Origin of the sequence: Arthrobacter sp. ISL-69 (assembly GCF_018613775.1) — a bacterium.
In the GTDB taxonomy this organism is placed as follows: domain Bacteria; phylum Actinomycetota; class Actinomycetes; order Actinomycetales; family Micrococcaceae; genus Arthrobacter.
The window spans coordinates 41518-66024 of sequence record NZ_JAGGPO010000007.1; the positions used below are offsets into that span (position 1 = coordinate 41518).

Annotated in this window: 24 protein-coding genes and 1 tRNA gene; 17 read left to right on the forward strand and 8 right to left on the reverse strand. The window is 65.4% G+C overall.

All coding sequences use genetic code 11. The features are described from left to right. Window positions 1–7: 7 nt before the first annotated feature. From J7I79_RS03600 to J7I79_RS03610, 3 genes are all read right to left on the reverse strand, one after another. Entirely contained in the window at window positions 8–412 is a 405-nt protein-coding gene (locus J7I79_RS03600; RefSeq protein ID WP_214950384.1) for an NUDIX domain-containing protein, read from the reverse strand. 2 nt (window positions 413–414) lie between these two features. After that, window positions 415–960 carry a DUF6314 family protein gene (locus J7I79_RS03605; RefSeq protein ID WP_251042347.1) on the reverse strand — a complete coding sequence of 182 codons (546 nt, stop codon included), beginning with the start codon at window positions 958–960 and terminating at the stop codon, window positions 415–417. Window position 961: 1 nt separating this feature from the next. Beyond that, window positions 962–1034, reverse strand: a tRNA-Arg gene (locus J7I79_RS03610). A gap of 86 nt (window positions 1035–1120) precedes the next feature. Here J7I79_RS03610 and J7I79_RS03615 point away from each other — a divergent pair. Beyond that, window positions 1121–1906: a DUF998 domain-containing protein gene (locus tag J7I79_RS03615; RefSeq protein ID WP_214950386.1), complete on the forward strand. Its 786-nt coding sequence runs from the start codon at window positions 1121–1123 to the stop codon at window positions 1904–1906. 4 nt (window positions 1907–1910) lie between these two features. Here the strand turns inward: J7I79_RS03615 and J7I79_RS03620 are convergent, their stop codons facing one another. After that, on the reverse strand, window positions 1911–2534 hold the full coding sequence (locus J7I79_RS03620) for a hypothetical protein (RefSeq protein ID WP_214950387.1): 624 nt from the start codon (window positions 2532–2534) through the stop codon (window positions 1911–1913). Between the two features lie 79 nt (window positions 2535–2613). Here J7I79_RS03620 and J7I79_RS03625 point away from each other — a divergent pair, with 79 nt between their 5' ends. The 6 genes from J7I79_RS03625 to sucD all read left to right on the forward strand — a co-directional run bounded on the left by J7I79_RS03625 (window position 2614) and on the right by sucD (window position 10505). Continuing rightward, window positions 2614–3462 (forward strand): inositol monophosphatase family protein, encoded by an 849-nt coding sequence (locus tag J7I79_RS03625; RefSeq protein WP_214950389.1) that lies wholly within the window; start codon window positions 2614–2616, stop codon window positions 3460–3462. An 80-nt stretch (window positions 3463–3542) separates the two neighbouring features. Beyond that, a complete protein-coding gene (gene pcrA, locus J7I79_RS03630; protein WP_214950396.1) occupies window positions 3543–6035 on the forward strand; it encodes a DNA helicase PcrA in 2493 nt (830 codons plus the stop codon). A gap of 122 nt (window positions 6036–6157) precedes the next feature. Continuing rightward, window positions 6158–7471: a glycosyltransferase gene (locus tag J7I79_RS03635; RefSeq protein WP_214950398.1), complete on the forward strand. Its 1314-nt coding sequence runs from the start codon at window positions 6158–6160 to the stop codon at window positions 7469–7471. A gap of 18 nt (window positions 7472–7489) precedes the next feature. Continuing rightward, a complete protein-coding gene (locus J7I79_RS03640; RefSeq protein ID WP_214950399.1) occupies window positions 7490–8197 on the forward strand; it encodes a hypothetical protein in 708 nt (235 codons plus the stop codon). A 224-nt stretch (window positions 8198–8421) separates the two neighbouring features. Further along, window positions 8422–9591, forward strand: coding sequence for an ADP-forming succinate--CoA ligase subunit beta (gene sucC / locus J7I79_RS03645; RefSeq protein ID WP_214950401.1), 1170 nt, complete (start codon window positions 8422–8424; stop codon window positions 9589–9591). An 11-nt stretch (window positions 9592–9602) separates the two neighbouring features. After that, complete coding sequence (gene sucD, locus J7I79_RS03650; protein WP_214950403.1) at window positions 9603–10505, forward strand: succinate--CoA ligase subunit alpha; 903 nt, start codon at window positions 9603–9605, stop codon at window positions 10503–10505. 99 nt (window positions 10506–10604) lie between these two features. Here the strand turns inward: sucD and J7I79_RS03655 are convergent, their stop codons facing one another. From J7I79_RS03655 to J7I79_RS03665, 3 genes are read right to left on the reverse strand one after another with little or no spacing between them, the layout of a single operon-like run. After that, window positions 10605–11078, reverse strand: a complete 474-nt coding sequence (locus J7I79_RS03655) for an SRPBCC family protein (protein WP_214950405.1) — start codon at window positions 11076–11078, stop codon at window positions 10605–10607. Further along, window positions 11075–11584 (reverse strand): SRPBCC family protein, encoded by a 510-nt coding sequence (locus J7I79_RS03660; RefSeq protein ID WP_214950412.1) that lies wholly within the window; start codon window positions 11582–11584, stop codon window positions 11075–11077. Before J7I79_RS03660 ends, J7I79_RS03655 begins: the two co-directional genes overlap by 4 nt. Beyond that, window positions 11581–11943 (reverse strand): helix-turn-helix transcriptional regulator, encoded by a 363-nt coding sequence (locus J7I79_RS03665; RefSeq protein WP_214950414.1) that lies wholly within the window; start codon window positions 11941–11943, stop codon window positions 11581–11583. The genes J7I79_RS03660 and J7I79_RS03665 overlap by 4 nt, the downstream gene beginning before the upstream one ends. Before the next feature lie 171 nt (window positions 11944–12114). Here J7I79_RS03665 and J7I79_RS03670 point away from each other — a divergent pair, with 171 nt between their 5' ends. The 9 genes from J7I79_RS03670 to J7I79_RS03710 all read left to right on the forward strand — a co-directional run bounded on the left by J7I79_RS03670 (window position 12115) and on the right by J7I79_RS03710 (window position 22538). Continuing rightward, on the forward strand, window positions 12115–12519 hold the full coding sequence (locus J7I79_RS03670; RefSeq protein WP_214950416.1) for a tautomerase family protein: 405 nt from the start codon (window positions 12115–12117) through the stop codon (window positions 12517–12519). A 208-nt stretch (window positions 12520–12727) separates the two neighbouring features. Continuing rightward, window positions 12728–13729, forward strand: a complete 1002-nt coding sequence (gene iolC / locus J7I79_RS03675) for a 5-dehydro-2-deoxygluconokinase (protein WP_214950419.1) — start codon at window positions 12728–12730, stop codon at window positions 13727–13729. After that, complete coding sequence (locus tag J7I79_RS03680; RefSeq protein WP_104173609.1) at window positions 13726–14676, forward strand: deoxyribose-phosphate aldolase; 951 nt, start codon at window positions 13726–13728, stop codon at window positions 14674–14676. Before iolC ends, J7I79_RS03680 begins: the two co-directional genes overlap by 4 nt. Window positions 14677–14715: 39 nt before the next feature. Further along, on the forward strand, window positions 14716–16644 hold the full coding sequence (gene iolD / locus J7I79_RS03685) for a 3D-(3,5/4)-trihydroxycyclohexane-1,2-dione acylhydrolase (decyclizing) (protein WP_214950826.1): 1929 nt from the start codon (window positions 14716–14718) through the stop codon (window positions 16642–16644). Between the two features lie 30 nt (window positions 16645–16674). Continuing rightward, a complete protein-coding gene (locus tag J7I79_RS03690) occupies window positions 16675–18186 on the forward strand; it encodes a CoA-acylating methylmalonate-semialdehyde dehydrogenase (protein ID WP_214950421.1) in 1512 nt (503 codons plus the stop codon). 31 nt (window positions 18187–18217) lie between these two features. Beyond that, the gene (locus J7I79_RS03695; RefSeq protein ID WP_214950422.1) at window positions 18218–19129 is read left to right on the forward strand and encodes a sugar phosphate isomerase/epimerase; all 912 of its coding nucleotides are present in this window, start codon (window positions 18218–18220) and stop codon (window positions 19127–19129) included. Between the two features lie 36 nt (window positions 19130–19165). Beyond that, window positions 19166–20179, forward strand: a complete 1014-nt coding sequence (locus J7I79_RS03700; RefSeq protein ID WP_214950424.1) for a Gfo/Idh/MocA family protein — start codon at window positions 19166–19168, stop codon at window positions 20177–20179. Window positions 20180–20265: 86 nt separating this feature from the next. Then, window positions 20266–21141 (forward strand): sugar phosphate isomerase/epimerase family protein, encoded by an 876-nt coding sequence (locus J7I79_RS03705; protein WP_214950426.1) that lies wholly within the window; start codon window positions 20266–20268, stop codon window positions 21139–21141. Next, window positions 21138–22538, forward strand: coding sequence for a sugar porter family MFS transporter (locus J7I79_RS03710; protein ID WP_214950428.1), 1401 nt, complete (start codon window positions 21138–21140; stop codon window positions 22536–22538). Before J7I79_RS03705 ends, J7I79_RS03710 begins: the two co-directional genes overlap by 4 nt. 104 nt (window positions 22539–22642) lie before the next feature. Here J7I79_RS03710 and J7I79_RS03715 read toward each other — a convergent pair whose 3' ends face one another. Further along, complete coding sequence (locus J7I79_RS03715) at window positions 22643–23092, reverse strand: MarR family winged helix-turn-helix transcriptional regulator (protein ID WP_214950834.1); 450 nt, start codon at window positions 23090–23092, stop codon at window positions 22643–22645. Window positions 23093–23256: 164 nt separating this feature from the next. Between J7I79_RS03715 and J7I79_RS03720 the strand changes: the two genes are divergently transcribed. Then, on the forward strand, window positions 23257–24498 hold the full coding sequence (locus J7I79_RS03720; protein ID WP_214950430.1) for an MFS transporter: 1242 nt from the start codon (window positions 23257–23259) through the stop codon (window positions 24496–24498). The last annotated feature ends 9 nt before the right edge of the window (window positions 24499–24507 follow it).

Genomic DNA, 24507 nt, shown 5'->3' on the forward strand with positions numbered 1-24507 from the left:
CCCGGCCCTACGCGCGGTCCGCCGCCAAGGCGGGCAGGATGTGGTCCGTCAGCAGGGGTGCAAGGTCGGCCGGCAGCTCGGCGCCCAGGTCCAGCCAGCGGATTTCGGCTATCTCCGCCGAGGGGTGCGCTCTCCAGGTGCCCGGAGCGGTAAACACCGTAGCCTCAATGTCCGTGGCGGCCTCGTTGGCGGCGTCGGCGAGCCAGACGCCCATGGGCCGCAGGTCTTCGGGCGCCACCTCGATGCCCACTTCCTCCAGCAGTTCACGCGAAGCGGCCTGGGCTGCGGTTTCGCCGGATTCGGGCTTGCCGCCGGGGTGCATGAACTTGTCCGTGCCGCGCTTGCGGACGGTCAGCAGGCGGCCCCGATCGTCATAGACGCAGACGGCGGACACAACAATACGGTCTTTCACGGCTACGACCCTAGCCCATTGGAGCCCGCCACGTCCGGCGCCGGCCCGTCCGGACCTGTTCCATTCCGCGCCAGCCGGCGCAGCACGGATTCCAGGAGCTGGTTCTTCCGCGGCCCGCGAACGTCCCAGGAATAGCTGAATTCGTCCGGGCCCCGGAGCGCATAGGTGACGCGGTAGGTGTCCGGGTCGCACCAGTGCTCGTCGTGGCTGGACTCGGCCCGGAAGCTCATCCGGTGGAACGGCCGGCCGTCGGGGAACGTCATCTCCATCGAGTCGGAGGCGGCCGTGGGATGCAGGATGTAGTCCCGGCTTGCGGGGCCGGTGAACGTGTCGCCGGCGGGAGTAGGCCAGCGCATGGTGCCCTCTTCATGGAAGGCAAGGCCGCCGCCGCCGTTCGGGGAAAAGCGGACGACGCCGGTGAAGGTTCCGCGGGCGTCGGAGCTGCGGTCCCACAGGGTGCGCTCTACAGACCAGCTGCCCAGCAGGTAGGCGCGCAGATCGAAATCCTGCGCCTGGGTCTGCGATTCATTCTGCGGCTGGAAGTTCAAGTGCCCTCGATTGGAATCGAACCAACGACACCGGCTTTAGGAGAGCCGTGCTCTATCCACTGAGCTACGAGGGCGGGCGTCCGAATTGGTTGGCACCAGGCCGTCCTGTTCGGGCACGGATACAAGCATACAAGGTACAGGCGCGTACTACGCTCTTGGCATGACTGCAGCAACACCAGCAACGTCCATCCGGGCGGGATTCCTCCCGGACATAGCCTCCACCCGGCTGTATTTCGGGGCGTGGGCCAAGCTGAGCGTGCTGCAGTATTTCGTGGCTGAAACGGCAGTGATCGCGGCCTGGGCCGGTCCGCAGCCCTACGACCGCCGGACCGGCTACATCAGCGATCTCGGGGCCGTCCACTGCGGCCTTTATGAGGGCAGGGACGTGTGTTCGCCCCTGCATGCGGTGATGAATGCCTCGTTCGTGGTGCAGGGCCTGGGCATGCTGGTGGGGGCGCTGCTCCTCAGCTCGGCACTCCTGTGCGTCGCAGCCCGGCCCGGCGTCCGGCTCGCCTTCGGTCCCGGCCACCGTGTTCCCTGGTTCGCGGCCCTCGCGGCCAAGGTCCTCACCTTTACCGCGGGCGCCGGGACAATCATTGTGGGGCTGGTGCCCGAGGACGCCGGATGGTTTGCCGTGCATCTGACCGGCGCCCTGATGTACTTCATCGGCGGGGCGCTGGCGCTGCTGCTGTTAGGGACGCTGTGGCTGAGGCAGTCGCCGCTGGGATGGTTCATCCTTGCGTGCGGGGCGGTGTCTTTCGGGGCGCTGGTGATCGGCGGGGTCACCGGCATGGAGGTCCCGGAGCCGGGCACGCTGGAGCGGTTCATGGGCTATCCGGTGACGATTGGCCTGGCCACTACGGGGCTGGTCATTGCCCAGCGCGTCCGGCAGGAGCTGAAGGCCCGGAAGGTGCGGACAGCTGCCCAAGCAATCAGGACCTTTTGAGGTTCTAGCGGCCCTTCGGCTTCCGCCCCAGGAACACCGCGGCGCCGCCTGCCAGCAGGCTCACCACGAGCAGTACCCAGCCGCTGACGGTGAGGGCGGACGCCAGTGCCACCTGGCCGCCGTCGGCCGTTGACGCGGACAGCATGGAATCGATGGCAGCGTTTCCCCACAGCCGAACGGCGGCGAAAAGGAGAGGGAGCGCCCAGAGTGCCCAGCGGAGCGTTTTGCGTGCCACATTGGTCCCGATCAGCAGGAGCCACGTGAAGCCGAAAATCAGCGGAAACAGCGTTCCCGCCGTCTTGTGGACGTAGTTGAGCTGGCCGCGGGCTTCCTCATTCATCGCCGCCCTCAGCTGGTCCACGAATCCCTGGTCAAAGCCGCCGATCAGCGAATCGGGCATGGGCAGGCCGCCGGAGAGCTGCGTGAGCTGGTTCAGCGTCAGCAAATGCAGGTACCAGAACAGGAAAAGGCTGGCCACCACGCCCGCTATGAGGATCACGTTGCTGTTGTTCCGCGCCTTCTCCGGCGACCGCTGGGTGGTGGGGTTGATCACCGGCGGCAGGTGGTGCTGGGGAACGGACGCGTTGGCGCCGTGTTTCTTGATCCGCTGTGCTGGTGTCTTGGCCATGGGTTCATTATCGCTGTTCCTGTCCCCGCCTGTTCCCCGTTCCTGTTCAGCGCCGGTGGCCGCGGATAGGCTGGGACGCGTGACGGAACTTGGAAGACACAAACTTGGCAGGCACAGCGCGGCGGAACTCAGCGCGGGCCTGGACGATTACCAACTGGCCGAGGCACTGGTCCGGGAAGCCGGGATGCTGGCCCTCATGATGCGCCAGGGCGGCCTGGAAGGACAACAGAAGACCTCGGTCTCCGATGTGGTCACGGCTGCCGACCACGCCGCCGAAGCCTATGTCCTCGAACAGCTGCGGCGCTGCCGCCCGGACGACGGCATCCTGGGGGAGGAGGGCTCCTCCGTGGAGGGGAGCAGCGGCCGGACCTGGGTGATCGACCCCGTGGACGGCACCTACAACTTCCTGCACGGCTCCACGTACTGGTGCTCCGCGCTCGCCCTCAAGGACGCCGCCGGTACGGTTCTTGGCGCCATTTTCCAGCCCGAAGAGGACAAACTCTGGCTGGGCGGAACCACCCGGCCGGCCACCCTGAACGGTGAACGGCTGACGTCATTCCATACGGACGGCGGCGCGCGGACGCTGCAGCCGCTGGCCGAACAGGGCGCCGCCACCTACATCCACCCCTCATGGCTTGCGGACCCGCTGTGCGCCATGCCCTGGCACTCCGCGGCCACCGCTGCTGCGTCGCTGCGGATGTTCGGATCAGGGTCCTGCGACCTGGGCCGGGTGGCCGACGGCGAGCTCGACTGCTGGTTCCAGCACAGCTGCCCCGAGTGGGACTGGCTCCCCGGCAAAGCCATCGTGCTTGCGGCTGGCGGCGCGGTAGACGTCGTGCGGGTCAACGGCCTCGAGTGGTTCGTTGCAGGAGGCACGACGGCGGTCCGGCAGCTCCGCGCCGCTCTGGAGTCCGGCTCGGTGGAGTAAGGCCCCCTGGTCACGCTCTGAGCCGAACGCAGGCCGGTCCGGGAGTGAGTGTCGGCCCCACCGCCTAGACTTATAGCACCATGGATATGTTGTTTGACCCGTATGCTGACGGACCGTTCAAGGCTGCCCCGAAAGCGGCAGCGCTCACCAAGTCGCGCCCCGGGGCAGGGGAAGATCCGGCTCGCTACGGGAACGGCGGGCCAGAGTCCGAGGGGGAACGGGCACGTCCCAAGCTGCCCGGCGTGGACGAACTCCTGCAGGGCCTCAACCCCCAGCAGGAAGAAGCGGTCAAGCACACCGGCGGCGCGCTGCTCATCGTGGCCGGGGCCGGATCCGGCAAGACACGCGTACTCAGCAACCGGATCGCCTACCTCATCGCCACCCGGAGGGCGCATCACGGCGAGATCCTGGCCATCACCTTCACCAACAAGGCCGCCGCGGAAATGCGGGAGCGCATCGAAGCGCTGGTGGGCGGCCGCGCCAAGATCATGTGGATTTCCACCTTCCACTCGTCGTGCGTGCGCATCCTCCGGCAGGAAGCCGCCAACGTTGGGCTCAAGTCCAATTTCTCCATCTATGACTCCGCGGACTCCCTGCGGCTTGTCACCCAGGTGTCCAAAACCCTGGACCTGGACCCCAAGAAGTTCGCGCCCAAGGCCATCCAGCACAAGATCTCGGCGCTGAAGAACGAGCTGATCGACGCCGATTCGTACGCCTCCTCCGCCAATTACAACGATCCCTTCGAACAGGCCGTGGCCGACGTCTTCAAGGGCTACACCCAGCGGCTGCGCCAGGCCAACGCCATGGACTTTGACGACCTCATCGCCGAAACCGTCTATATGTTCCGCGCCTTCCCGGCGCTCGCCGAATCGTACCGCCGGCGCTTCCGACACGTCCTGGTGGACGAATACCAGGACACCAACCACGCCCAGTACGCGCTGGTCCGCGAAATTGTGGGCGAGGGTCCCGGGGCTTCCGAACTCACCGTGGTGGGCGACTCGGACCAGTCCATCTACGCGTTCCGCGGGGCGGACATCCGCAACATCGTGGAGTTCGAAAAGGACTATCCGAACGCGCGCACCATCAAGCTGGAGCAGAACTACCGTTCCACCCAAAACATCCTCACGGCCGCCAACTCGGTGATTTCCCGCAACCCCAACCGTCCAGACAAGAGGCTCTGGACCGCCGAGGGTGAAGGCCACAAAATCATCGGCTACGTGGGCGAAAACGAACACGACGAAGCCCAGTTCATCGCCAAGGAAATCGACAGGCTGCAGGACGAGGACAACCTGCGCCCCGGCGACGTCGCGATCTTCTACCGCACCAATGCCCAGTCCCGTTCCATTGAAGATGTCCTGGTGCGCGTTGGCCTGCCGTACAAGGTGGTGGGCGGTACGCGCTTCTACGAGCGCAAGGAAATCAAGGACGCCCTCGCATACCTGCGCGTGCTGGTAAACCCCGACGACGACGTCAACCTGCGCCGGGTGCTCAACGAACCCAAGCGCGGCATCGGCGACCGCGCCGAGGGTGCCGTGGCGGCCCTGGCCGAACGCGAACGGACCTCGTTCATGGCCGCCGCCCGCCGTGCGGACCAAGCGCCCGGGATGGCCACCCGCTCGGTCAACGCGGTGCTGGGTTTCGTGAAGCTGTTGGATGACCTCGCCGAAGTGGCCAGCGGCTCCGGTGCCGCTGCTGCCCTGGAAGCTGTCCTGGAGCAGACCGGGTACCTGGTGGGACTGCGGTCCAGCACCGATCCCCAGGATGAGTCCCGGGTGGAAAACCTCGCGGAACTCGTCGCCGTCGTGCGCGAATACGAGCAGGAGAACCCCGAAGGTTCCCTGGGCGCCTTCCTGGAACAGGTGTCACTCGTGGCGGACGCCGACCAGATCCCGGACGCCCCGGGCGCTGACATCGATGCCGCTGTGGCCGAAGCCAAACGGCTGGGCGTGGTGACGCTCATGACCCTCCACACGGCCAAGGGGCTGGAATTCCCGGTGGTGTTCCTTACCGGCATGGAGCACGGCCTCTTCCCGCACCAGCGTTCGGCCACGGATCCCAAGGAGCTCGCGGAGGAACGGCGGCTGGCCTACGTGGGCTTGACCCGTGCCCGGAAGCGCCTCTATGTGACGCGTTCGGAAGTCCGCAGCATGTGGGGCCAGAGCCAGTACAACCCGGCCAGCCAGTTCATCGAGGAAATTCCCGCCGAACTGGTGGAATGGCGGCGTGAAGGCACCTCCCGGCAGGTCAGCGGCTGGGGGAGCGGGGCGTCCATCGGGTCCAGCCGGTACGGCGGATCGTTCTGGGGTGCGGGCACGGCCCGCGGCAACCCGGCGAGCCCTTCCGCCGGCTTCAATGCCGATGTTCCGGCCGCCGTCGCCAAGAACCGCGTACAGCCGCAAAAGGAAGTCGTTGCCGTCAGCGTCGGGGACAAGGTGAACCACACGAGCTTCGGAAACGGCACCGTCCTGGCAGTCGAAGGCGCGGGGGACAAGACCGTGGCCAAGGTGAAGTTCAGCGTCGGCGAAAAGCGCCTGCTGCTGAGGTACGCACCGCTGACAAAGCTCGACGCCTAACACCCCTTCCAGGGCGGCAAGGCGTCCCGCCGCAGGGCAGCGACCCTTGCCGGGCCTTGGCGGCAGGATTACAGTCCAGGGATCTCAGCTCGTGTCATCAGCCTCACCGGGAGCAGATCCGCATGAACGTCCTTTTCGCCAGCCAGGCCGTCGACGGCCATTTCAATCCCATGACCGGTGTGGCGATGCGCCTCAAGGAGCACGGACACGACGTCCGCTGGTACACAGGGCCTGTTTTCCGGGACAAGCTCCAAGGCCTGGGTATTCCACTCTTTCCGTTCCGGCGTGCCACGGAGCACCGGGCGGATAACCTCGCGGAACTCTATCCGGAGCGGGCACGGCTGAAGGGGCCCCGGGCCATTGGGTTCGACGGCGAGAAGATCTTCGCCAGCAACGTCACCAACTTTTTCGAGGACATCCGCGACCTGCACCGGGACTTTCCCTTCGACGTCCTGGTAGCGGACAGTTCCATGTTCATCCACCGGCTCGTTTCGCATTTGTTGGGCAAACCGGTGGTGAACTTTGTGGCGATCCCCAACATGGAAAGCGACCCGCAGGTTCCGCCGCTCTTCTTTGGGTTCCTTCCGCCGCGCAATCCCGTGGAACGGGCCCTCCAGGCTGCTGCAGGCCTGATCTCGGACAAGGTCATTCTTCGACCCGCAGGACAAAGCTACCGGCGGCAACATGCAGCCTTCGGTCAGGAGGTGCCCCGGGGAGGGCGGCTCACCGACGAACCCTACCGTTGCTCCGACGCGACCATCCAGACGGGCCCGGCGCAGCTGGACTTCCCCCGCCGCAACGCCAATCCCAAGGTCAGGTATGTCGGCGCCCTTCTTCCATACCGCCTGCCAGGGGCTACCACGGATGCCGACGCCGGGGCGGCCGACCCGGGCGATGGGTGGCCGAAAGGGTATTCCAAAACCCTGGTGATCACGCAGGGGACGGTCGACAATGCCGACCAGGACAAGCTCATCATCCCGGCACTCGAAGCTGTAAAGGACATGGACGCGCTGGTCATCGTGGCCACCGGCGGCCGCGGCACTACGGCCCTGCAGGCACGCTATCAGCAGCCCAATATCCTGGTGCGCGACTATGTGGACTTCGCCAAAGTCTTCGACTTTACTGACGCTTTCGTCACCAACGGCGGATTCGGCGGAGTCCAGCTGAGCCTGTCCAAGGGTGTACCCCTGGTGGTGTCCGGCATCAATGAGGGCAAAAGCGATGTCAATGCCCGGGTGGAATATGCGGGAGTAGGCATCAACCTGCGCACCGAGGCGCCCAAACCCGCGGACCTGGCCAAGGCAGTGGAAACGGTCCTGGCAGATCCCGGCTGGAAGAGCCGCGCCAGGAGCATGCAACAAGAGTTGAATACCCGTGACCCGGCGGACGCCGCTGCCGCCGTCGTCGAGAGTGTGCTGGCTCCCGGGGCGGGCTGACGGCGGTCATGACGCATAATGGGTGCCATGCGACGGACTGTATTGGGGATCCTGGCCGCCCTCTTCCTGATGGCCTGCACGGCGTGCACCGTCACGCAGAAGGACCCGGACTACGTGCCCCCGCCGCCGCTTCCCGTGCTGGAGCAGCTGAAACAGGCGCCCGTGGCGGACTCCGCCCCGTTCTCTGCGGGCGAGGACGTACTCAGCTTCGTCACGGCGGACCGAAACACCGTCTGCTCCCTCACGTCGGCGCGCGGCGAACACGTCAACCTGCCGTATGAACCAAACGCCTTCAGCGACCCCGCCAACAACAAGCTCGCCATCGTGCCGGTGGCGCACTGCGAGCTGGCCAGGTACGCCAAACCTGATCCCGCGGACGTCACGGACGACTGCGCCGGCACCGGCCTGGGCTTCCTGGGCGGCGCAGCCCTGCTCACGCCGGACAAGACGAGCTACGGCGAATGCCGCTCCGGTGTGACCCAGATGGAAGCCGCATTCGGGCCCAAAGGCAGCAAAGCGGGCCCCGTATCCCAGCTCCCCGTCCTGGAGGACGGCCAGAACCTCGAGCGGAACGGCCTCCGCTGCTCGGCCTACAACGGCGGCGTGGCCTGCGGAAACGTCTCAGCCGGTGTTGCCTTCTTCATTTCCCGGGACCATTACGAACTAGTTTCCGGAGGCAGTGAAAACGCCTCAGCGACGCCCTCGGAGGCGTCAAAAAGCCCGTAATCTAGGGGTTTTTCTACGCTCCATAGAATAGTGTCCTTACTCACATAACAGGTACTCTGGAACGGGCCGGTCCGCAGAAAGGACTAGAGTTCCGAAAGGAGCATTGCGCCGTGTGGCTCGTTTCCAAACCTGCCGCAGGGTGCGTTTATTCCGCAGCCCGGTAACCACGACTACGTGGGGTCCGGCTGTACAGAAACTACTTCGACGTAGAAGGACACTAAACCGTGGACCTGTTTGAATATCAGGCGCGCGATATGTTCGAGGCGCACGGTGTACCCGTGCTTGCTGGCATCGTGGCGCACACCCCTGAAGAAGCAAAGGCAGCTGCCGAGAAGATCGGCGGCGTAACTGTCGTCAAGGCACAGGTTAAGGTCGGTGGCCGAGGTAAGGCCGGCGGCGTTAAGGTCGCCAAGACCGCCGATGAGGCTCTGGAGCACTCCACCAACATCCTGGGCATGGACATCAAGGGCCACACGGTCAACAAGGTCATGATCGCCCAGGGCGCGGACATCGCCGAAGAATACTACTTCTCCGTCCTGCTGGACCGGGCCAACCGCAACTACCTGGCCATGTGCTCGGTAGAAGGCGGCATGGAAATCGAACAGCTCGCCGTCGAACGCCCCGAGGCGCTCGCCAAGATCGCCATCGATCCCGCAGTGGGAATCGACCAGGCCAAGGCCGACGAAATCGTTGCCGCTGCAGGCTTCGCTGAGGAACTGCGTGGCAAAGTCGCCGACGTAATCCTGAAGCTGTGGGACGTTTTCAAGAAGGAAGACGCAACCCTGGTTGAGGTCAACCCGCTGGTCCAGACCGGCGCCGGTGAGATCGTTGCCCTTGACGGCAAGGTCACCCTGGACGAGAACGCCGATTTCCGCCACCCCAAGCACGCACACCTTGAAGACAAGGATGCTGCTGACCCGCTCGAGGCCAAGGCCAAGGCGCAGGACCTCAACTACGTCAAGCTGGACGGCGAAGTTGGCATCATCGGCAACGGCGCCGGCCTGGTCATGTCCACCCTTGACGTCGTTGCCTACGCCGGCGAAAAGCACGGCAACGTCAAGCCCGCCAACTTCCTGGACATCGGCGGTGGAGCGTCCGCCGAGGTTATGGCTGCCGGTCTGGACGTCATCCTGGGCGACGAGCAGGTCAAGGCCGTGTTCGTCAACGTTTTCGGCGGCATCACCGCCTGTGACGCTGTGGCTAAGGGCATCGTGGGTGCACTGGCTGAGCTGGGACACTCCGCCAACAAGCCGCTGGTTGTCCGTCTCGACGGCAACAACGTCGAAGAAGGCCGCCGCATCCTGGCCGAGGCCAACCACCCGCTGGTTACCCTGGCCGCCACCATGGACGAGGGCGCCGACAAGGCTGCCGAGCTCGCCAACGCAGCTAAGTAAAGGGACGCACCATGTCTATCTATCTGAACAAGGACTCCAAGGTCATCGTCCAGGGCATCACCGGCGGCGAAGGCACCAAGCACACCGCCCTGATGCTCAAGGCCGGCACCAACGTCGTAGGCGGCGTCAACGCCCGCAAGGCCGGCACCACCGTCCTGCACGGCGATAACGAAATCACCGTTTTCGGTACCGTTAAGGAAGCCATTGCCGAGACCGGCGCCGATGTCTCCATCGTCTTCGTGCCGCCGGCGTTCACCAAGGACGCCGTTGTTGAAGCCATCGAGGCCGGCATCGGCCTGGTTGTCGTCATCACCGAGGGCGTGCCGGTTCAGGACTCTGCTGAGTTCTGGGCATTGGCGCAGTCCAAGGTCGACGCCAACGGCAAGCAGGTCACCCGCATCATCGGACCGAACTGCCCCGGCATCATCACCCCCGGCGAGGCCCTCGTTGGCATCACCCCGGCAAACATCACGGGCAAGGGCCCCATCGGCCTCGTCTCCAAGTCAGGCACCCTGACCTACCAGATGATGTACGAACTGCGCGACCTGGGCTTCTCCACCGCCATCGGCATCGGCGGCGACCCCGTCATCGGCACCACGCACATCGACGCCCTCGAAGCGTTCGAAGCGGACCCCGAGACCAAGGCGATCGTGATGATCGGCGAGATCGGTGGCGACGCTGAAGAGCGTGCCGCGGACTACATCAAAGCAAACGTCACCAAGCCGGTTGTTGGCTACGTGGCCGGCTTCACTGCTCCGGAAGGCAAGACCATGGGCCACGCAGGCGCCATCGTCTCCGGTTCCGCGGGCACCGCCCAGGCCAAGAAGGAAGCCCTCGAGGCTGCCGGCGTCAAGGTCGGCAAGACGCCGTCCGAGACCGCCAAGCTCCTGCGCGAGGTCTTCGCGACCCTCTAGGTCCGAAGCACCACAGCACCAAAAGCACGACGGCGTCCGCCGCTTTCCCCAGGGAAGGTGGCCGGACGCCGTCGTACTTTTCTTTAACTTCCGGCTGCCTCACCGGCCGAGGAGCTCGTCCAGCTGTTCGTAGCCGGCAGCAATGCCGGATTCCATGCCGTCAGCCAGGAACCGGGCGCGTGCTTCCACGCTGGGGTAAACGGACCTGCCGGTGAGCTTGGAACGCCCGCCCGGCAAATCCTCGAACGTTCCGAACTCCAGCGTGACGACATCCGGATATCCCTCATATTCGAACGTCTGCAGCACGAACTCATTCTCGCGGACCGTGTGGAACACGCCGCGGAACGCATGCTGCCGGCCGTCCCTGCCTTCCTGCACGAAGCGGTACGTTCCGCCTGGGCGGCAGTCAAACTCGTCAATCCGCGTGGTCAGCTGCCGCGGTCCGATCCACTGCCGGAACAGCCCGGGATCCACGTGCGCGCGGAAGACCGCTGCCGCCGGGTAATCAAACTCGCGCTCGGAGTCCACAAACGGCAGATTCTCCGGGGCCACGAGCTTCAGTGCGTTGCTCATGCCGTTCCCTCCACGGCCACCCGGCTGCCGGCGGCCCCGCCGAGGAGTTCGTCGAGCCGCTCATAGCCCTCCGTCATGCCGCCCTCCATGCCGGACTGCGCCATGCCGTCGCGGGACTCCTGGCTCGGGTAGACGGAATGGCCCTTGATGCGGCACCGGCCGCCGCCCAGGTCCTCAAAGGTGAGGAACTCGAGGCTGGCCACGTCCGGGTAGCCGTCGAATTCGAAGGTCTGGACGGCGAACTCGTTCTCGCGGACAGTATGGAAGACGCCGCTGAACCCGTACGCGGCACCGTCCGGTCCCGTGTGGAGGTAGCTGTAACTGCCGCCGGTGCGGAAATCGTAGTAGTTGATTTCCATCTTGAGTCCCCGGGGGCCGAGCCACTGGACGATCAGGTCCGGTTCCTTGTGGGCGCGGAACACGTCCGCCACCGGGAAGTCGAATTCCCGTTCGTAGTCAATGAAGGGGAGTCCCTCGGGGATGCTGAGTTTCAGTTCGTTGCTCATGATGGGTCCTTTGCCTGTGTGCCGCCTGCGGCGGCCCTGGATTGGAGTACTGCATCGAGGCTGCGGAACTGCCCCTCGCGGACCAACCGGTACTGGTCAATCCATGCGGTGAGCGCCTCCAGCCGTGCGGGGTTCAGGTGGACGGGCCGGCGCTGGGCGTCACGCGTGCGGGTGACCAGTTGCGCCTGCTCGAGGACCTGGATGTGCTTCGAGACCGCCTGTTTGGTAATCGCGAAGGGTTCCGCCAGTTCGTTTACCGTAGCCGGGCCCCGGCTGAGCCGGGAGATGATGCGCCGGCGGACCGGATCGGCGAGGGCCAGGAAGGCCGCATCGAGCAGTTCATCGTCGCCGGTGTCCATGGCCTGCCAGTCACCTTGCCTTAGTCAATCAATCGCTTTATCAATCTCTTGGTTGTTTAAGGCTACGCCTGCCGGAGCCCCCGGGCAAGGGGTATTTCCCCGCATTCTTGGCTTGTCCCTTCGATTCAAAGTTTGTTAGTATGTCAGGACAAACTACCGAAGGAGCAAAGCGTGCCTCTCGTGCGAATTGATGTCAGCCAGGGCCGCAGCCCCGAGGATCTGGGCCGTCTTAGCCAGGGGATCCATGATGCGATCCTGGCGGAATACGGGATCCCCGAGCGCGACTACTTCCATGTCCTGACCGAACATCCCCGCGGGCAGATCTTTGCCCAGGATGCCGGGCTGGGGTTTGAGCGCACGCCGGACGTGGTGATGATCCAGATTTTCACCCAAGGGGGCCGGGGCCAGGAAGCCAAGCAATCCCTCTTTGCGGCAATCGCCGGCAGGCTGGGAGAGCTGGGCGTGGCCGGCGAGGACGTGTTCATCGGCTACGTAGAGAACACTGCCGGTGACTGGTCCTTCGGCTTCGGCCGGGCCCAGTATGTCACCGGCGAACTGGCGGTTCCCCCGAAATAGCCCGGGCCTTTTGGCCCCGCCGGGCAGTCCCGGTGGTGTCTATTCGGCATGTTATGCCAAGTTGTAAATATGTCAGTACAAACCTTTGACAGGACATTATTTCTAGGGCAAAGTAGTGGTTGTGGCCCCGCTCACGGGGGTCCGCCAGGAACCGGAGCTCTATCTGTTCAGAGGTACAGAGTTCAAACCAGAAAGGTCCGCGATTACCGTGACCCACGAACTGCTCACGATCGGGCGCATCAGCGTTGATATCTACCCGAACGACATCGGGGTGGATCTGGAGGACGTCACGTCCTTCGGAAAGTACCTCGGTGGTTCACCGTCCAACGTGGCTGTGGCAGCCGCGCGGCACGGCCGCCGGACCGGTGTCATCACCCGCACCGGCGATGACGCCTTCGGCACGTACCTGCACCGCGAACTGCACAAGTTCAACGTGGACGATACGTTCGTTACGCCGGTGAAGGAATGGCCCACCGCGGTCACGTTCTGTGCGATCAAGCCGCCGGAAGACTTCCCGCTCTACTTCTACGGACGTTTTCCCACGGCCCCGGACCTGCAGATCAAGGCCGAAGAGCTGGATCTGGACGCCATCCGGGAGGCGCGGATCTTCTGGTCCACCGTGACCGGTTTGTGCCAGGAGCCCAGCCGCGAAGCGCACATCAAGGCCCACGAAGCCCGCCCGCACGCCGGCCTGAAAGACGGCCAGTACACCATCCTGGACCTGGACTACCGGCCCATGTTCTGGGCCTCGGAAGAGGAAGCCCGGGCCCAGGTCGCCAAGATCCTGCCGCATGTCACGGTGGCGATTGGCAACGACAAGGAATGTGCCGTCGCAGTGGGTGAGGGAACCCCGGACGAGCAGGCAGACCGGCTCCTGGCAGCCGGCGTCGAAATCGCCGTCGTCAAGCTTGGCCCCGAAGGCGTGATGGCCAAGACCCGCACCGAACGCGTGGTGTCCGCCCCCGTTCCGGTGGAGACCGTCAACGGCCTCGGTGCCGGAGATTCCTTCGGCGGCGCCTTCTGCCACGGACTGCTGTCCGGCTGGCCCCTGGCCCAGGTCCTGGATTACGCAAATGCCGCCGGCGCGATCGTCGCGTCCCGCCTGTCCTGCGCCGACGCGATGCCGACGCCGGAAGAGGTCACCTCGCTGCTGGCCGAACGCGGCCGCCTGGTTCCCGGGCAGTTCGCCACCGAAGGAGCAGCACTGTGACCCTCACGCCCATCGCCTCGAACAATGCCCTCGACGATGATCCCCGCCGCTACGCGCACCTGAGCACCATCCGACTGGAGGATCCGGACGCTATTGCCCGCGCTGCCAAGGCGCGGCGCCGCCACCCCGGGCTTAAGTACGGCCGGCAGAACTTCATCGTCGCCGCAGACCACCCCGCCCGCGGTGCCCTCGCGGTCGGCAACGATCCGGTGGCCATGGCGGACCGCCGGCAGCTGCTGGACCGCCTGCAGATTGCGCTGGCCAACCCCGACGTGGACGGCGTACTCGCCTCGCCGGACATCATGGACGACCTGCTGTTGCTCGGGGCACTCGACGGCAAACTGATTTTCGGATCGATGAACCGCGGCGGCCTGTCCGGCCTGGTCAATGAGTTCGATGACCGCTTCACCGGCCACACCGCCGCAGCCCTGGAAGCCTTGGGGGCCGACGGCGGCAAGATGCTAACGCGCATCTGCCTCAGCGACCCGGACACCGTGTCCATGCTGGAAGCAACGGCCAAAGTCATCGACTCCCTCGCTGAACGCAAGCTGATCGCCATGGTGGAGCCCTTCCTGTCCGTCCGCGAACACGGCAAGGTCCGCAACGACCTGTCCACCAACGCCGTCATCAAGTCCATCGCCATCGCCGAGGGCCTGGGCTCCACGAGCGCGTACACGTGGATGAAGCTGCCCGTAGTGGCCGAGATGGAGCGCGTGATGGCCGCCACCACCATGCCCACGGTGTTGTTGGGCGGGGATCCGGAAGGTACCCAGGACGAGGTCTTCGCCACCTGGGAAGCCGCCCTGGCCCTCCCCGGCGTGCAGGGCCTCACTGTCGGCCGCACCCTCCTGTATCCGCAGGACGGCGATGTTGCCGGCGCCGTGGCCACCGCCGCCTCCCTCCTTCACCACACCGCATCAGCCCACACCGCAGAAGTATCGGAGTAACTTCCCATGGGGACGAGAACAGCAACCGGAACCCGTCGAATGACCGTGGCCCAGGCCGTGGTGGAATACCTTTCCAAGCAGTACACCGTTGACTCTGTCGGCGGGCTGGACTACCGGGAGCGCCTGATCCCCGGAACGTTCGGCATCTTCGGGCACGGCAACGTTGCCGGCGTCGGCCAGGCCCTCAAGCAGTACCAGCAGCTCGATCCGGCGATCATGCCGTATTACCAGGGCCGCAACGAACAGGCGCAGGCGCACCAGGCCGTGGGCTACGCACGCCACACCCGGCGCCGCCAGACGTTCGCCATCAGCACCTCGATCGGCCCGGGTTCCTCGAACCTCCTCACCGGGGCGGCGCTGGCCACCACCAACCGCCTGCCGGTGCTGCTGCTCCCGAGTGACACCTTTGCCACGCGCGCTGCGGACCCCGTCCTGCAGCAGCTCGAACAGCCCTATGCCTACGACATCACCGTCAACGATGCCTTCCGGCCGCTGTCGAAGTTCTTCGACAGGGTCTCCCGGCCCGAACAGCTCTTCTCCGCGTTCCACCACGGACTGCGCGTCCTCACCGACCCGGCCGAGACCGGCGCCGTGACCATCTCGCTCCCGCAGGATGTCCAGGCCGAGGCCTTCGACGTGCCCGAGGAGTTCCTGGCCGAACGCGAGTGGCGCATCCGCCGCCCCGATGCCGACGACGAGGACATCCGCCGTGCCGCCGAGGCCATCCGTGCCGCGAAGCGCCCGCTCATCATCGCCGGTGGCGGCGTCCTCTACGCCTACGCCAACGACGAACTCGCGAAGTTCGTCGAGCTGACGGGCATCCCGGTGGGCAACACCCAGGCCGGCGTCGGCGTCCTGCCCTGGGACCACAAGTTCTCCCTCGGTGCGATCGGCTCCACCGGCACGACGGCGGCCAACGCCATCGCTGCCGAGGCGGACCTGATCATCGGGATCGGCACGCGCTACGAGGACTTCACCACCGCCTCGCGGACCGCGTTCCAGAACCCGGACGTGAAGTTCATCAACATCAACGTTGCCGCGATCGATGCCTACAAGCACGGCACCACGCTGCCGATCGTGGCCGACGCCCGCAAGGCACTGGTCAAGCTCAACCAGGCGCTGGGAGGCTACCGCGTCGGCGCCGACCTTGAACAGCAGGTTGCTGCCGAGAAGAAGCGCTGGGACGCCACCGTTGACGAGGCGTTCGACACCCGGTTCACACCGCTGCCGGCGCAGAACGAAATCATCGGAGCCACCAGCCGGGCCATGGACGCCCAAGACGTGGTTATTTGCGCCGCGGGGTCCCTGCCCGGGGACCTGCACAAGATGTGGCGTGTCCGGGATCCCTTCGGCTACCACGTCGAATACGCCTACTCCTGCATGGGCTACGAAATCCCCGGCGGCCTTGGGGTCAAGCGCGCGGCGCTGGCGGAGGCCGCACGCGGTGGTGAGCAGCGCGACGTCGTGGTCATGGTGGGGGACGGCTCCTACCTGATGATGCACACCGAACTGGTCACCGCCGTCGCCGAGCGGATCAAGCTGATTGTGGTCCTGATCCAGAACCACGGCTACGCCTCCATCGGCTCGCTCTCCGAGATGCTGGGTTCGCAGCGTTTCGGCACCCAGTACCGGGCGCTGAACGAGGAGCAGCACAGCTTCGACGAAGGCGAAACCCTCCCGGTGGACCTGGCCCTGAACGCCGAAAGCCTCGGCGTGAAGGTGATCAGGATCGAACCGGGGGAGAAGGTCATCGCCGAACTCGAGCAGGCCATCCGTGACGCCAAGGCCGCCCCCGAGCGCGGCGGACCCATCCTGATCCACGTCGAATCCGACCCGCTGCTGGATGCCCCGAGCTCCGAATCATGGTGGGACGTTCCGGTCTCCCAGGTTTCCGATCTCGATTCCACCCGGCAGGCCTTCCAGACCTACACCGACCACAAGAACCGCCAGCGCAAGCTGCTCGGCTAGAACTCCCCACAGACCAAGGAAGTCCAACACATGTCAACGACGACCGTCACCACCACCATCAACCACTTCATCAACGGCGCCGAGACCGCCGGCGAGGGTACCCGCACCCAACCCGTCTACAACCCCGCCACCGGCGCCGTGTCCGCGGAGCTGCGGCTGGCCAACCGGGCGGACCTGGATGCCACCGTGGCCGCCGCCCGCGCCGCCGCCGACAGCTGGGGCGACATCTCCCTGGCCAAGCGCACCACCGTGCTGTTCAAGTTCCGCGAACTCGTCGCTTCCCACGTGGACGAGCTTGCTGAACTGATCACCGCCGAGCACGGCAAGGTCCTCTCCGACGCGAAGGGCGAGATCGGCCGCGGCCTGGAGGTCATCGAGTTCGCCTGCGGCATCCCGACCCTGCTCAAGGGCGACTACTCCGACCAGGTCTCCACCGGCATCGACGTCTTCTCCTTCCGCGAGCCGCTCGGCGTCGTCGCCGGCATCACGCCGTTCAACTTCCCCGTCATGGTGCCGCTGTGGATGGCTCCGATGGCCATCGCCACCGGCAACGCCTTCATCCTCAAACCCTCCGAGCGCGACCCGTCCGCCTCGATGCTGCTGGCCAAGCTGTGGAAGCAGGCAGGCCTGCCCGACGGCGTCTTCCAGGTCCTGCACGGCGACAAGGAAACCGTGGACGGGCTCCTGACCCACCCGGACGTGGACGGTATCTCCTTCGTCGGCTCCACCCCGATCGCCCAGTACGTCCACGAGACCGCCACCAAGCACGGCAAGCGCGTCCAGGCCCTGGGCGGGGCGAAGAACCACGCCATCGTGATGCCCGACGCCGACCTCGACAACGCCGCCGACCACCTCGCGGCCGCCGCCTTCGGTTCCGCCGGCGAACGCTGCATGGCCATCTCCGTCGCCGTCGCCGTCGGTGATGCCGCCGACCTGCTGGTCAAGAAGGTCGAAGAGCGCGCCCTGGCCGTCAAGGTCAACAACGGCACCGCGCCCGACGCCGAAATGGGCCCGGTCATTACGCCCGCCTCCAAGGAACGCATCGTGAAGATCGTCACCGAAGCCGAAGCCGCGGGAGCGGCCATGGTGGTGGACGGCCGCGACCTGGTGGTCCCCGGCCACGAGGAAGGCTTCTGGGTCGGCCCCACCGTCCTGGACCACGTCAAGGCTGAAATGACCGCCTACACCGAGGAAATCTTCGGACCGGTCCTCGTCGTCGTCCGCGTGGAGGACCTGGATGCAGGCATCAACCTGATCAACTCCAACCCCTACGGCAACGGCACCGCCATCTTCACCTCCTCCGGCGCCAACGCCCGCAAGTTCCAGCGCTCCGTGACCGTGGGCATGATCGGCATCAACGTGCCGCTGCCCGTGCCCGTGGCCTACCACTCCTTCGGCGGCTGGAAGGCATCCCTGTTCGGCGACAAGCACATCTACGGCCCGGAAGGCGTTTCCTTCTACACCCGTGGCAAAGTAGTCACGTCCCGCTGGCCCGAGCCCACCCACGCTTCGGGTGCCTCGTACAACTTCCCGTCCAACTAGCCCCATTCCCGAGAAGAAAGACAACGCTGTCATGACCGACAACAAGCTGATCATCGGCACCGCACCGGACTCCTGGGGCGTCTGGTTCGCGGATGACCCCAAGCAGACCCCGTGGGAGCGGTTCCTCGACGAAGTGGCCGAATCCGGCTACAAGTGGATCGAACTCGGCCCCTACGGCTACCTGCCGAACGACCCCACCCGGCTGGCCGAGGAGCTCAAGCAACGCGACCTGAAGGTCACTGCGGGAACGGTCTTCACTGCATTCCACCGCGGGCTGGACCAGTGGGAGACGGCCTGGGAACCGGCCCGCAAGGTCGCCGAGCTTACGGCTGCCATGGGCGGCGAGCACATCGTGGTCATCCCGGCCATGTGGCGCGACGACGTCACCGGCGAAGCGGTGGAAAGCGGCCAGCTCACGGAGAAGGCCTGGAGCGACCTGTTCGCCGGCCACAACCGCCTGGGCAAGACCCTGCTGGAGGACTTCGGCCTGAAGCAGCAGTTCCACTCCCACGCTGACTCCCACGTCGGAGCCCAGGAGGACATCGAAACCCTGCTGGCCGCCACGGATTCGAAATACCTGAACCTGTGCCTGGACACCGGCCACGCCGAATACTGCGGGGCCTCCAGCCTGGAGCTCATCAAGAACTACCCGGACCGCATCGGCTACCTGCACCTGAAACAGATCAATCCGGACATCCTCAGGAAGGTCAACGAGGAAAACATGACCTGGGCCGCGGCAAACCTTGCCGGCGTCATGACCGAGCCGCCGAACGGGCTGCCCGACCTCCGCGCCGTCATCGAAGCAGTGGAGGCATTGAACCGCCCCATCTTCGGCATCGTGGAGCAGGACATGTACCCGGTGGCCTTCGACGTTCCCATGCCGATCGCCAAGCGCACCCGCAATTACCTGCTGTCCTGCGGTTCCCGCACGGCCGTCAACTAACAGCCGACCAAGCACCCGAAACGTAAGGAAAGAACAATGACTGAAACCCTTCGCGTCGCCGTCATCGGCGCCGGCCGCATGGGCGCGGACCACATCCAGCGCCTCAGCAAGCGCATCCACGGCGTTGAAGTCGCCGCCGTCGTGGACGTGGACCTCGCCCGCGCCCAGGCAGCCATCGAAGGCATCCCGGGCGCAGTGGCCCTCTCCGATGCCGAAGAGGCGCTGAACAACGGCGACGTCAACGCAGTACTGATTGCCACCCCCGGCTTCCTGCACGAGGACATCCTGTTGAAAGCACTTGCCAGGGACATCCCGATCCTCTGCGAGAAGCCGCTCACGCCCGACGCCGAATCAGCATGGAAAATCGTCCAGGCCGAGGAAAAGCTGGGCCACAAGCGCATCCAGGTGGGCTTCATGCGCCGCTTCGACGCCGAGTATGCCGCCCTGGGCCAGGTCATCCGCGACCGCGAACTGGGCGAACTGCTGATGCTGCACCACCAGCACCGCAACCCCACCACGCCGCCGGGCTTCACCAACGAGATGCTGATCAACGATTCGGTGGTGCACGAATTCGACGCCATCCGGTTCTTCACGGGCGAGGAAATCACCAGCGTCCAGGTCCGCCTGGGCAAGGCCACGAAGAACGCCCCGGCCGGCCAGCACGATCCCCAGCATGTCCTGGTGGAAACCGAGTCCGGCGTGCTCGCCGACGTCGAAATCTACGTCAACGCCAAGTTTGGCTATGAAGTGGCCACGCAGGCCGCGTTCGAAGACGGCATCGTCAACATTGGCGGCGACAAGGGACCGTACACTCGCAGCGCCGGCCGCTGGGGCGGCAACGTCACCCCCGGATTCGAAGAGCGCTTCGGTGCGGCCTACGACGTCGAAATCCAGGCCTGGGTCGACGCTGCACTCCGCGGCGAAATCGGCGGCCCCACCGCCTGGGACGGCTACGCCACCGCGGCATGCTGCGAAGCCGGCGTGGAAGCGCAGAAGAACGGCGAAAAGGTCGCCGTGAAACTGAACGACAAGCCTGCCCTCTACAGCTAGGAACGACGGGGAGGGGGCCGCGGCCCCCTCCCCGTTTCCTTCCGCTCCCATGCACAACCTGACTGATCCACAATGGAGTGTTCCTCGTGAAAATCGCACTTGACCCCACGCCGTTCCACCACTCGCACAGCCTGCTTGAATTTCCCAGGGTGGTGGCGGACCTGGGCTACAAGTACATGCAGATGACCCCGCACGCCGACTTCACCCCGTTCTACAACCACCCGAAGGCCGATGACGAACTGGTGGGCCAGCTGAACAAGGCGTGCAAGGACGCCGGGATCGAGATCGCCTCGGTCCTGCCCGTGCTCCGCTGGTCCGGCCCCGATGAAGATGCCCGCGAGGCAGCCGTCCGCTACTGGAAGCGCGCCATCCAGATCACCGTGGACCTGGGCGTCAGCACCATGAACACCGAATTCAGCGGCCGCCCCGAAAAGGCCGAAGAATCAGAGCGCGCCTTCTACCGCTCCATGGAAGAGCTGCTGCCCATCATCGAACGGGAAGGCATCGACCTGCTGATCGATCCGCACCCGGACGACTTTGTGGAGGAGGGCCTTGCCGCCATCCGCGTCATCCGCGGCCTGAACTCCAAGAACGTGGGCCTGGTGTACGTGGCCTCGCACAGCTTCCACATGAAGAACGCGCCCCTGGACATCATGCGCGCCGCGGGGGATAAGCTCCGCCTGGTCCATGTTGCAGACACCATGGACCACCACGCCTCGCACGGCCTGCGCTACATCACCAACCCGCCCGGCAACCCTGTCCGCGTGCACCAGCACCTGAAGATCGGCGACGGCGACGTCAACTGGGACGAGTTCTTCGGCGGCCTGCAGGAAATCGGCTTCCTGGACCGCGACGACACGGTCATGGTGTCCAGCGTCTTTGCCGAGGACGACAACGCGGCGGACGTTTCGCGGTACCAGCTGGAGACAATGAAGCAGTACGTCCAGAAGGTCAGCCTTTGACGACCGCCGTCACCGAACAGCAGCGGCCGGTCAACCACAAACGGGCGCTGCGGACTGTCACCATCATTTCCACCTTCGGAGGCCTGCTCTTCGGCTACGATACCGGGGTTATCAACGGCGCCCTGCCCTACATGCAGGAGGACCTGGGCCTCAGCCCACTGACCGAGGGGCTCGTGACGTCCTCGCTGCTGTTCGGAGCAGCGTTCGGGGCGCTGTTCGGCGGCCGCCTGGCAGACCGGAACGGCCGCCGCAAGATGATCATGGTCCTCGCCGTGATCTTCCTGATCGGTACGCTCGCCTGTACCTTTGCGCCGAGTACCGAGGTGATGATCGCAGCCCGTTTTGTCCTTGGGTTGGCAGTCGGCGGCGCCTCAGTGACGGTTCCCGTTTACCTGGCCGAAGTCTCGCCCAGCGCCCTTCGCGGCCGGATCGTGACCCAGAACGAGCTCATGATCGTCACCGGCCAGCTGCTGGCCTTCATCTTCAATGCCTACCTCGGAAACACCTTCGGCGAAGCCGGCGGCATCTGGCGGTGGATGCTGGTGATCGCCACCCTGCCGGCCATTGCACTGTGGGTCGGGATGAACTTCATGCCCGAAAGCCCCCGCTGGCTTGCCTCGATGGGGAGCTTCGGCGAAACCCTGAGCGTGCTCCAGCGGATCCGTTCCCAGGCGGAGGCGCGCGTTGAATTCGAAGAAGTCAAGTCCATGGCCGTTGAGGACTACAAGTCCAAGATGGGCTCCTGGAAGGACCTCGGCATTCCCTGGCTCCGGCGGATATTCATAGTGGGCATCGGCCTGGCCGTCATCCAGCAGATCACCGGCGTCAACTCGATCATGTACTACGGCACGCAGATCCTGGCTCAGTCCGGCTTCGGCCGCGAAGCCGCGCTGACGGCCAACATAGCCAACGGCGTCATTTCCGTGTTGGCAACATTCGTGGGAATCTGGCTGCTGGGCAAGGTGGGTCGGCGCAAGATGCTCATTACCGGCCAGATCGGCACCACCACGGCACTGCTGCTTATCGGCTTCTTCTCGCTCGTCCTGCCTGAAGGAACCGGCCGCGGCTTTGTGATCCTGGCCCTGACCGTCACGTTCCTGGCCTTCCAGCAGGGCGCCATTTCGCCCGTCACCTGGCTGATGCTGTCGGAGATCTTCCCGCTGAAGATCCGTGGCCTGGGCATGGGCGCCTCGGCGTTCGTGCTGTGGATCGTGAACTTCCTGATCGGTTTCGGATTCCCGCAACTCCTGGCCGCGATCGGCATCTCCAGCACGTTCTTCGTTTTCGCCGGCCTCGGAGTAGGAGCCATCCTCTTCGCGGCCAAGTACGTTCCCGAGACCAAGGACAAGAGCCTGGAAGACCTGGAACACTACTTCAAGAACGTGGCCGGAAAGTAGGGCCAGCAAACAGCAAAGCCCCGCGGGCGCGCTTCGGCGCGGCGCGGGGCTTTTTGCTGTGGGGGCTCTTGTCCAGCCTCTTGTTTGCGGGGCTCCTTTGGGTCCTAGGCGTGCGCGTGCAGCTTCGGCAGTGCGTCCACCAGCGGGGCCAGTTCAGGTACTCCCTGGGCCTCGGCGAGGGCGCGTTCCAGCGTGGCGTCGTGGGCGGGGCGTGCCGCTTCAAGCAGCCTGATCCCGCTGTCGGTGAGCTCGGTGTAGATGCCGCGCCGGTCATCGGCGCAAAGGATGCGCGTCAGCAGGCCGCGGTCCTCGAGCCTGTTCACCAACCGCGTGGTGGCGCTGGCGCTGAGCGCGGTGGCACGGGCCAGCTGCTGCATGCGCATGTGCCAGCCGTCCTGGCGGCTGAGGGCGTCGAGCACCGTGTATTCGACGACGGACAGCTGGGCTTCGGCCTGGAGCGAGCGCTCCAGCTCCGACTCGATCAGGCCGTGCAAGGCCGCGAGGGTCCGCCAGCCCTGCGCGCGGACTTCAACGGCGTCGTCCTTGATGCCCATCTGGTACTTCCCTTCGGATCGTGCGCCCACGGATGTGAAACGGGGCACAACAAATAATAGTTGCTTGCGCGTGGTATCTGCTTGTGCAACAATAAATAACGCGTCTGCAACTACTAGCTTACGCGCCCTACCCCATTCCGTACAGTTTTTGAAGGAGCTTCACCATGCCTATTGGCCTGATAGCCCTCGCCCTCGGCGGGTTCGGGATCGGACTCACCGAGTTCGTGATCATGGGCCTGCTGCCCGAGGTTGCCGCTGACTTCAGCGTCAGCGAGGCCACTGCCGGCTGGCTGATCTCCGGCTATGCCCTCGCCGTCGTCGTTGGCGCCCTCCTGCTCACCGCGGCGGTCACACGCTTCGAACGCAAGCCCGTGCTCGCCGTCCTGCTGGTGCTGTTCATCGGCGGCAACCTGATCTCGGCCCTCGCTCCCGACTACTCCATGATGATGATCGGCCGGATCGTTGCCGCCCTTGCCCATGGTGCGTTCTTCGGCATCGGGGCAGTAGTGGCCGCTGACATGGTGGCCCCCACTAAGAAGGCCGGCGCCATCGCCATTATGTTCACCGGGCTCACCGCCGCCAACGTCCTCGGTGTCCCGTTCGGCACCATGCTCGGCCACGCGGCGGGCTGGCGCTCCACCTTCTGGGCCATCACGGGAATAGGAGTCCTGGCCCTGGTCGGCATCCTGACCCTCGTGCCAAAGACCGGCCGCGGCGACACCGCCCCCGGAAGCCTCCGCAGCGAACTCAGGGCCTTCCGCTCCGGCCAGGTCTGGCTGTCCATCCTCGTCACCATCCTCGGCTACGGCGGCATGTTCGGGGCCTTCACCTACATTGCCTTCACCCTCACCGAGGTCACCGGCTTCGCGGCCTCCACCGTGCCCTGGCTCCTGATCCTCTTCGGTATTGGACTGTTCATCGGCAACACCGTGGGCGGCAAGGCGGCGGACCGGAACGTGGACCGTACCCTCCTCGTGGTCCTGGCTGTGCTGGTGGTGGTCCTCGTGGCCTTCGCCCTGACCGCCGGCAACCAGCCCCTCACCATCGCCTCCATCGTCCTGATGGGCGGCTTCGGCTTCGCGACGGTCCCGGGACTGCAGATGCGGGTCATGAAATACACCCACAGCGCCCCCACTTTGGCCTCCGGCGCCAACATCGGCGCGTTCAACGTCGGCAACGCCCTCGGCGCCTGGCTCGGCGGCGTGACCATCACCGCCGGCCTCGGCTACACCTCGCCGATCTGGGCCGGCGCGGTCATTACGCTCCTCGGCCTCGGGGTGATGGCCGTAGCGGCCGCCAAGGCCCGGAAGCGCGGAGGACAACGTACGACGACGGCGGAAGCGCCTGCCGCCGTCGACTCGGCCGCCGTCGAGCCCGCGGCCGAGCCCGCGGCCGTTGCCCGCTGATATGGACTT

Bases quoted from the DNA above. Each gene is read 5' to 3' on its own strand.
- J7I79_RS03620 (WP_214950387.1), bottom strand. From the start codon at position 2,534: ATGGCCAAGACACCAGCACAGCGGATCAAGAAACACGGCGCCAACGCG.
- sucD (WP_214950403.1), top strand. From the start codon at position 9,603: ATGTCTATCTATCTGAACAAGGACTCCAAGGTCATCGTCCAGGGCATC.
- J7I79_RS03690 (WP_214950421.1), top strand. From the start codon at position 16,675: ATGTCAACGACGACCGTCACCACCACCATCAACCACTTCATCAACGGC.
- J7I79_RS03655 (WP_214950405.1), bottom strand. From the start codon at position 11,078: ATGAGCAACGCACTGAAGCTCGTGGCCCCGGAGAATCTGCCGTTTGTG.
- J7I79_RS03635 (WP_214950398.1), top strand. From the start codon at position 6,158: ATGAACGTCCTTTTCGCCAGCCAGGCCGTCGACGGCCATTTCAATCCC.
- pcrA (WP_214950396.1), top strand. From the start codon at position 3,543: ATGGATATGTTGTTTGACCCGTATGCTGACGGACCGTTCAAGGCTGCC.
- J7I79_RS03615 (WP_214950386.1), top strand. From the start codon at position 1,121: ATGACTGCAGCAACACCAGCAACGTCCATCCGGGCGGGATTCCTCCCG.
- J7I79_RS03665 (WP_214950414.1), bottom strand. From the start codon at position 11,943: ATGGACACCGGCGACGATGAACTGCTCGATGCGGCCTTCCTGGCCCTC.
- J7I79_RS03715 (WP_214950834.1), bottom strand. From the start codon at position 23,092: ATGGGCATCAAGGACGACGCCGTTGAAGTCCGCGCGCAGGGCTGGCGG.
- J7I79_RS03660 (WP_214950412.1), bottom strand. From the start codon at position 11,584: ATGAGCAACGAACTGAAACTCAGCATCCCCGAGGGACTCCCCTTCATT.
- iolD (WP_214950826.1), top strand. From the start codon at position 14,716: ATGACCGTGGCCCAGGCCGTGGTGGAATACCTTTCCAAGCAGTACACC.
- J7I79_RS03640 (WP_214950399.1), top strand. From the start codon at position 7,490: ATGGGTGCCATGCGACGGACTGTATTGGGGATCCTGGCCGCCCTCTTC.
- J7I79_RS03720 (WP_214950430.1), top strand. From the start codon at position 23,257: ATGCCTATTGGCCTGATAGCCCTCGCCCTCGGCGGGTTCGGGATCGGA.
- J7I79_RS03695 (WP_214950422.1), top strand. From the start codon at position 18,218: ATGACCGACAACAAGCTGATCATCGGCACCGCACCGGACTCCTGGGGC.
- J7I79_RS03700 (WP_214950424.1), top strand. From the start codon at position 19,166: ATGACTGAAACCCTTCGCGTCGCCGTCATCGGCGCCGGCCGCATGGGC.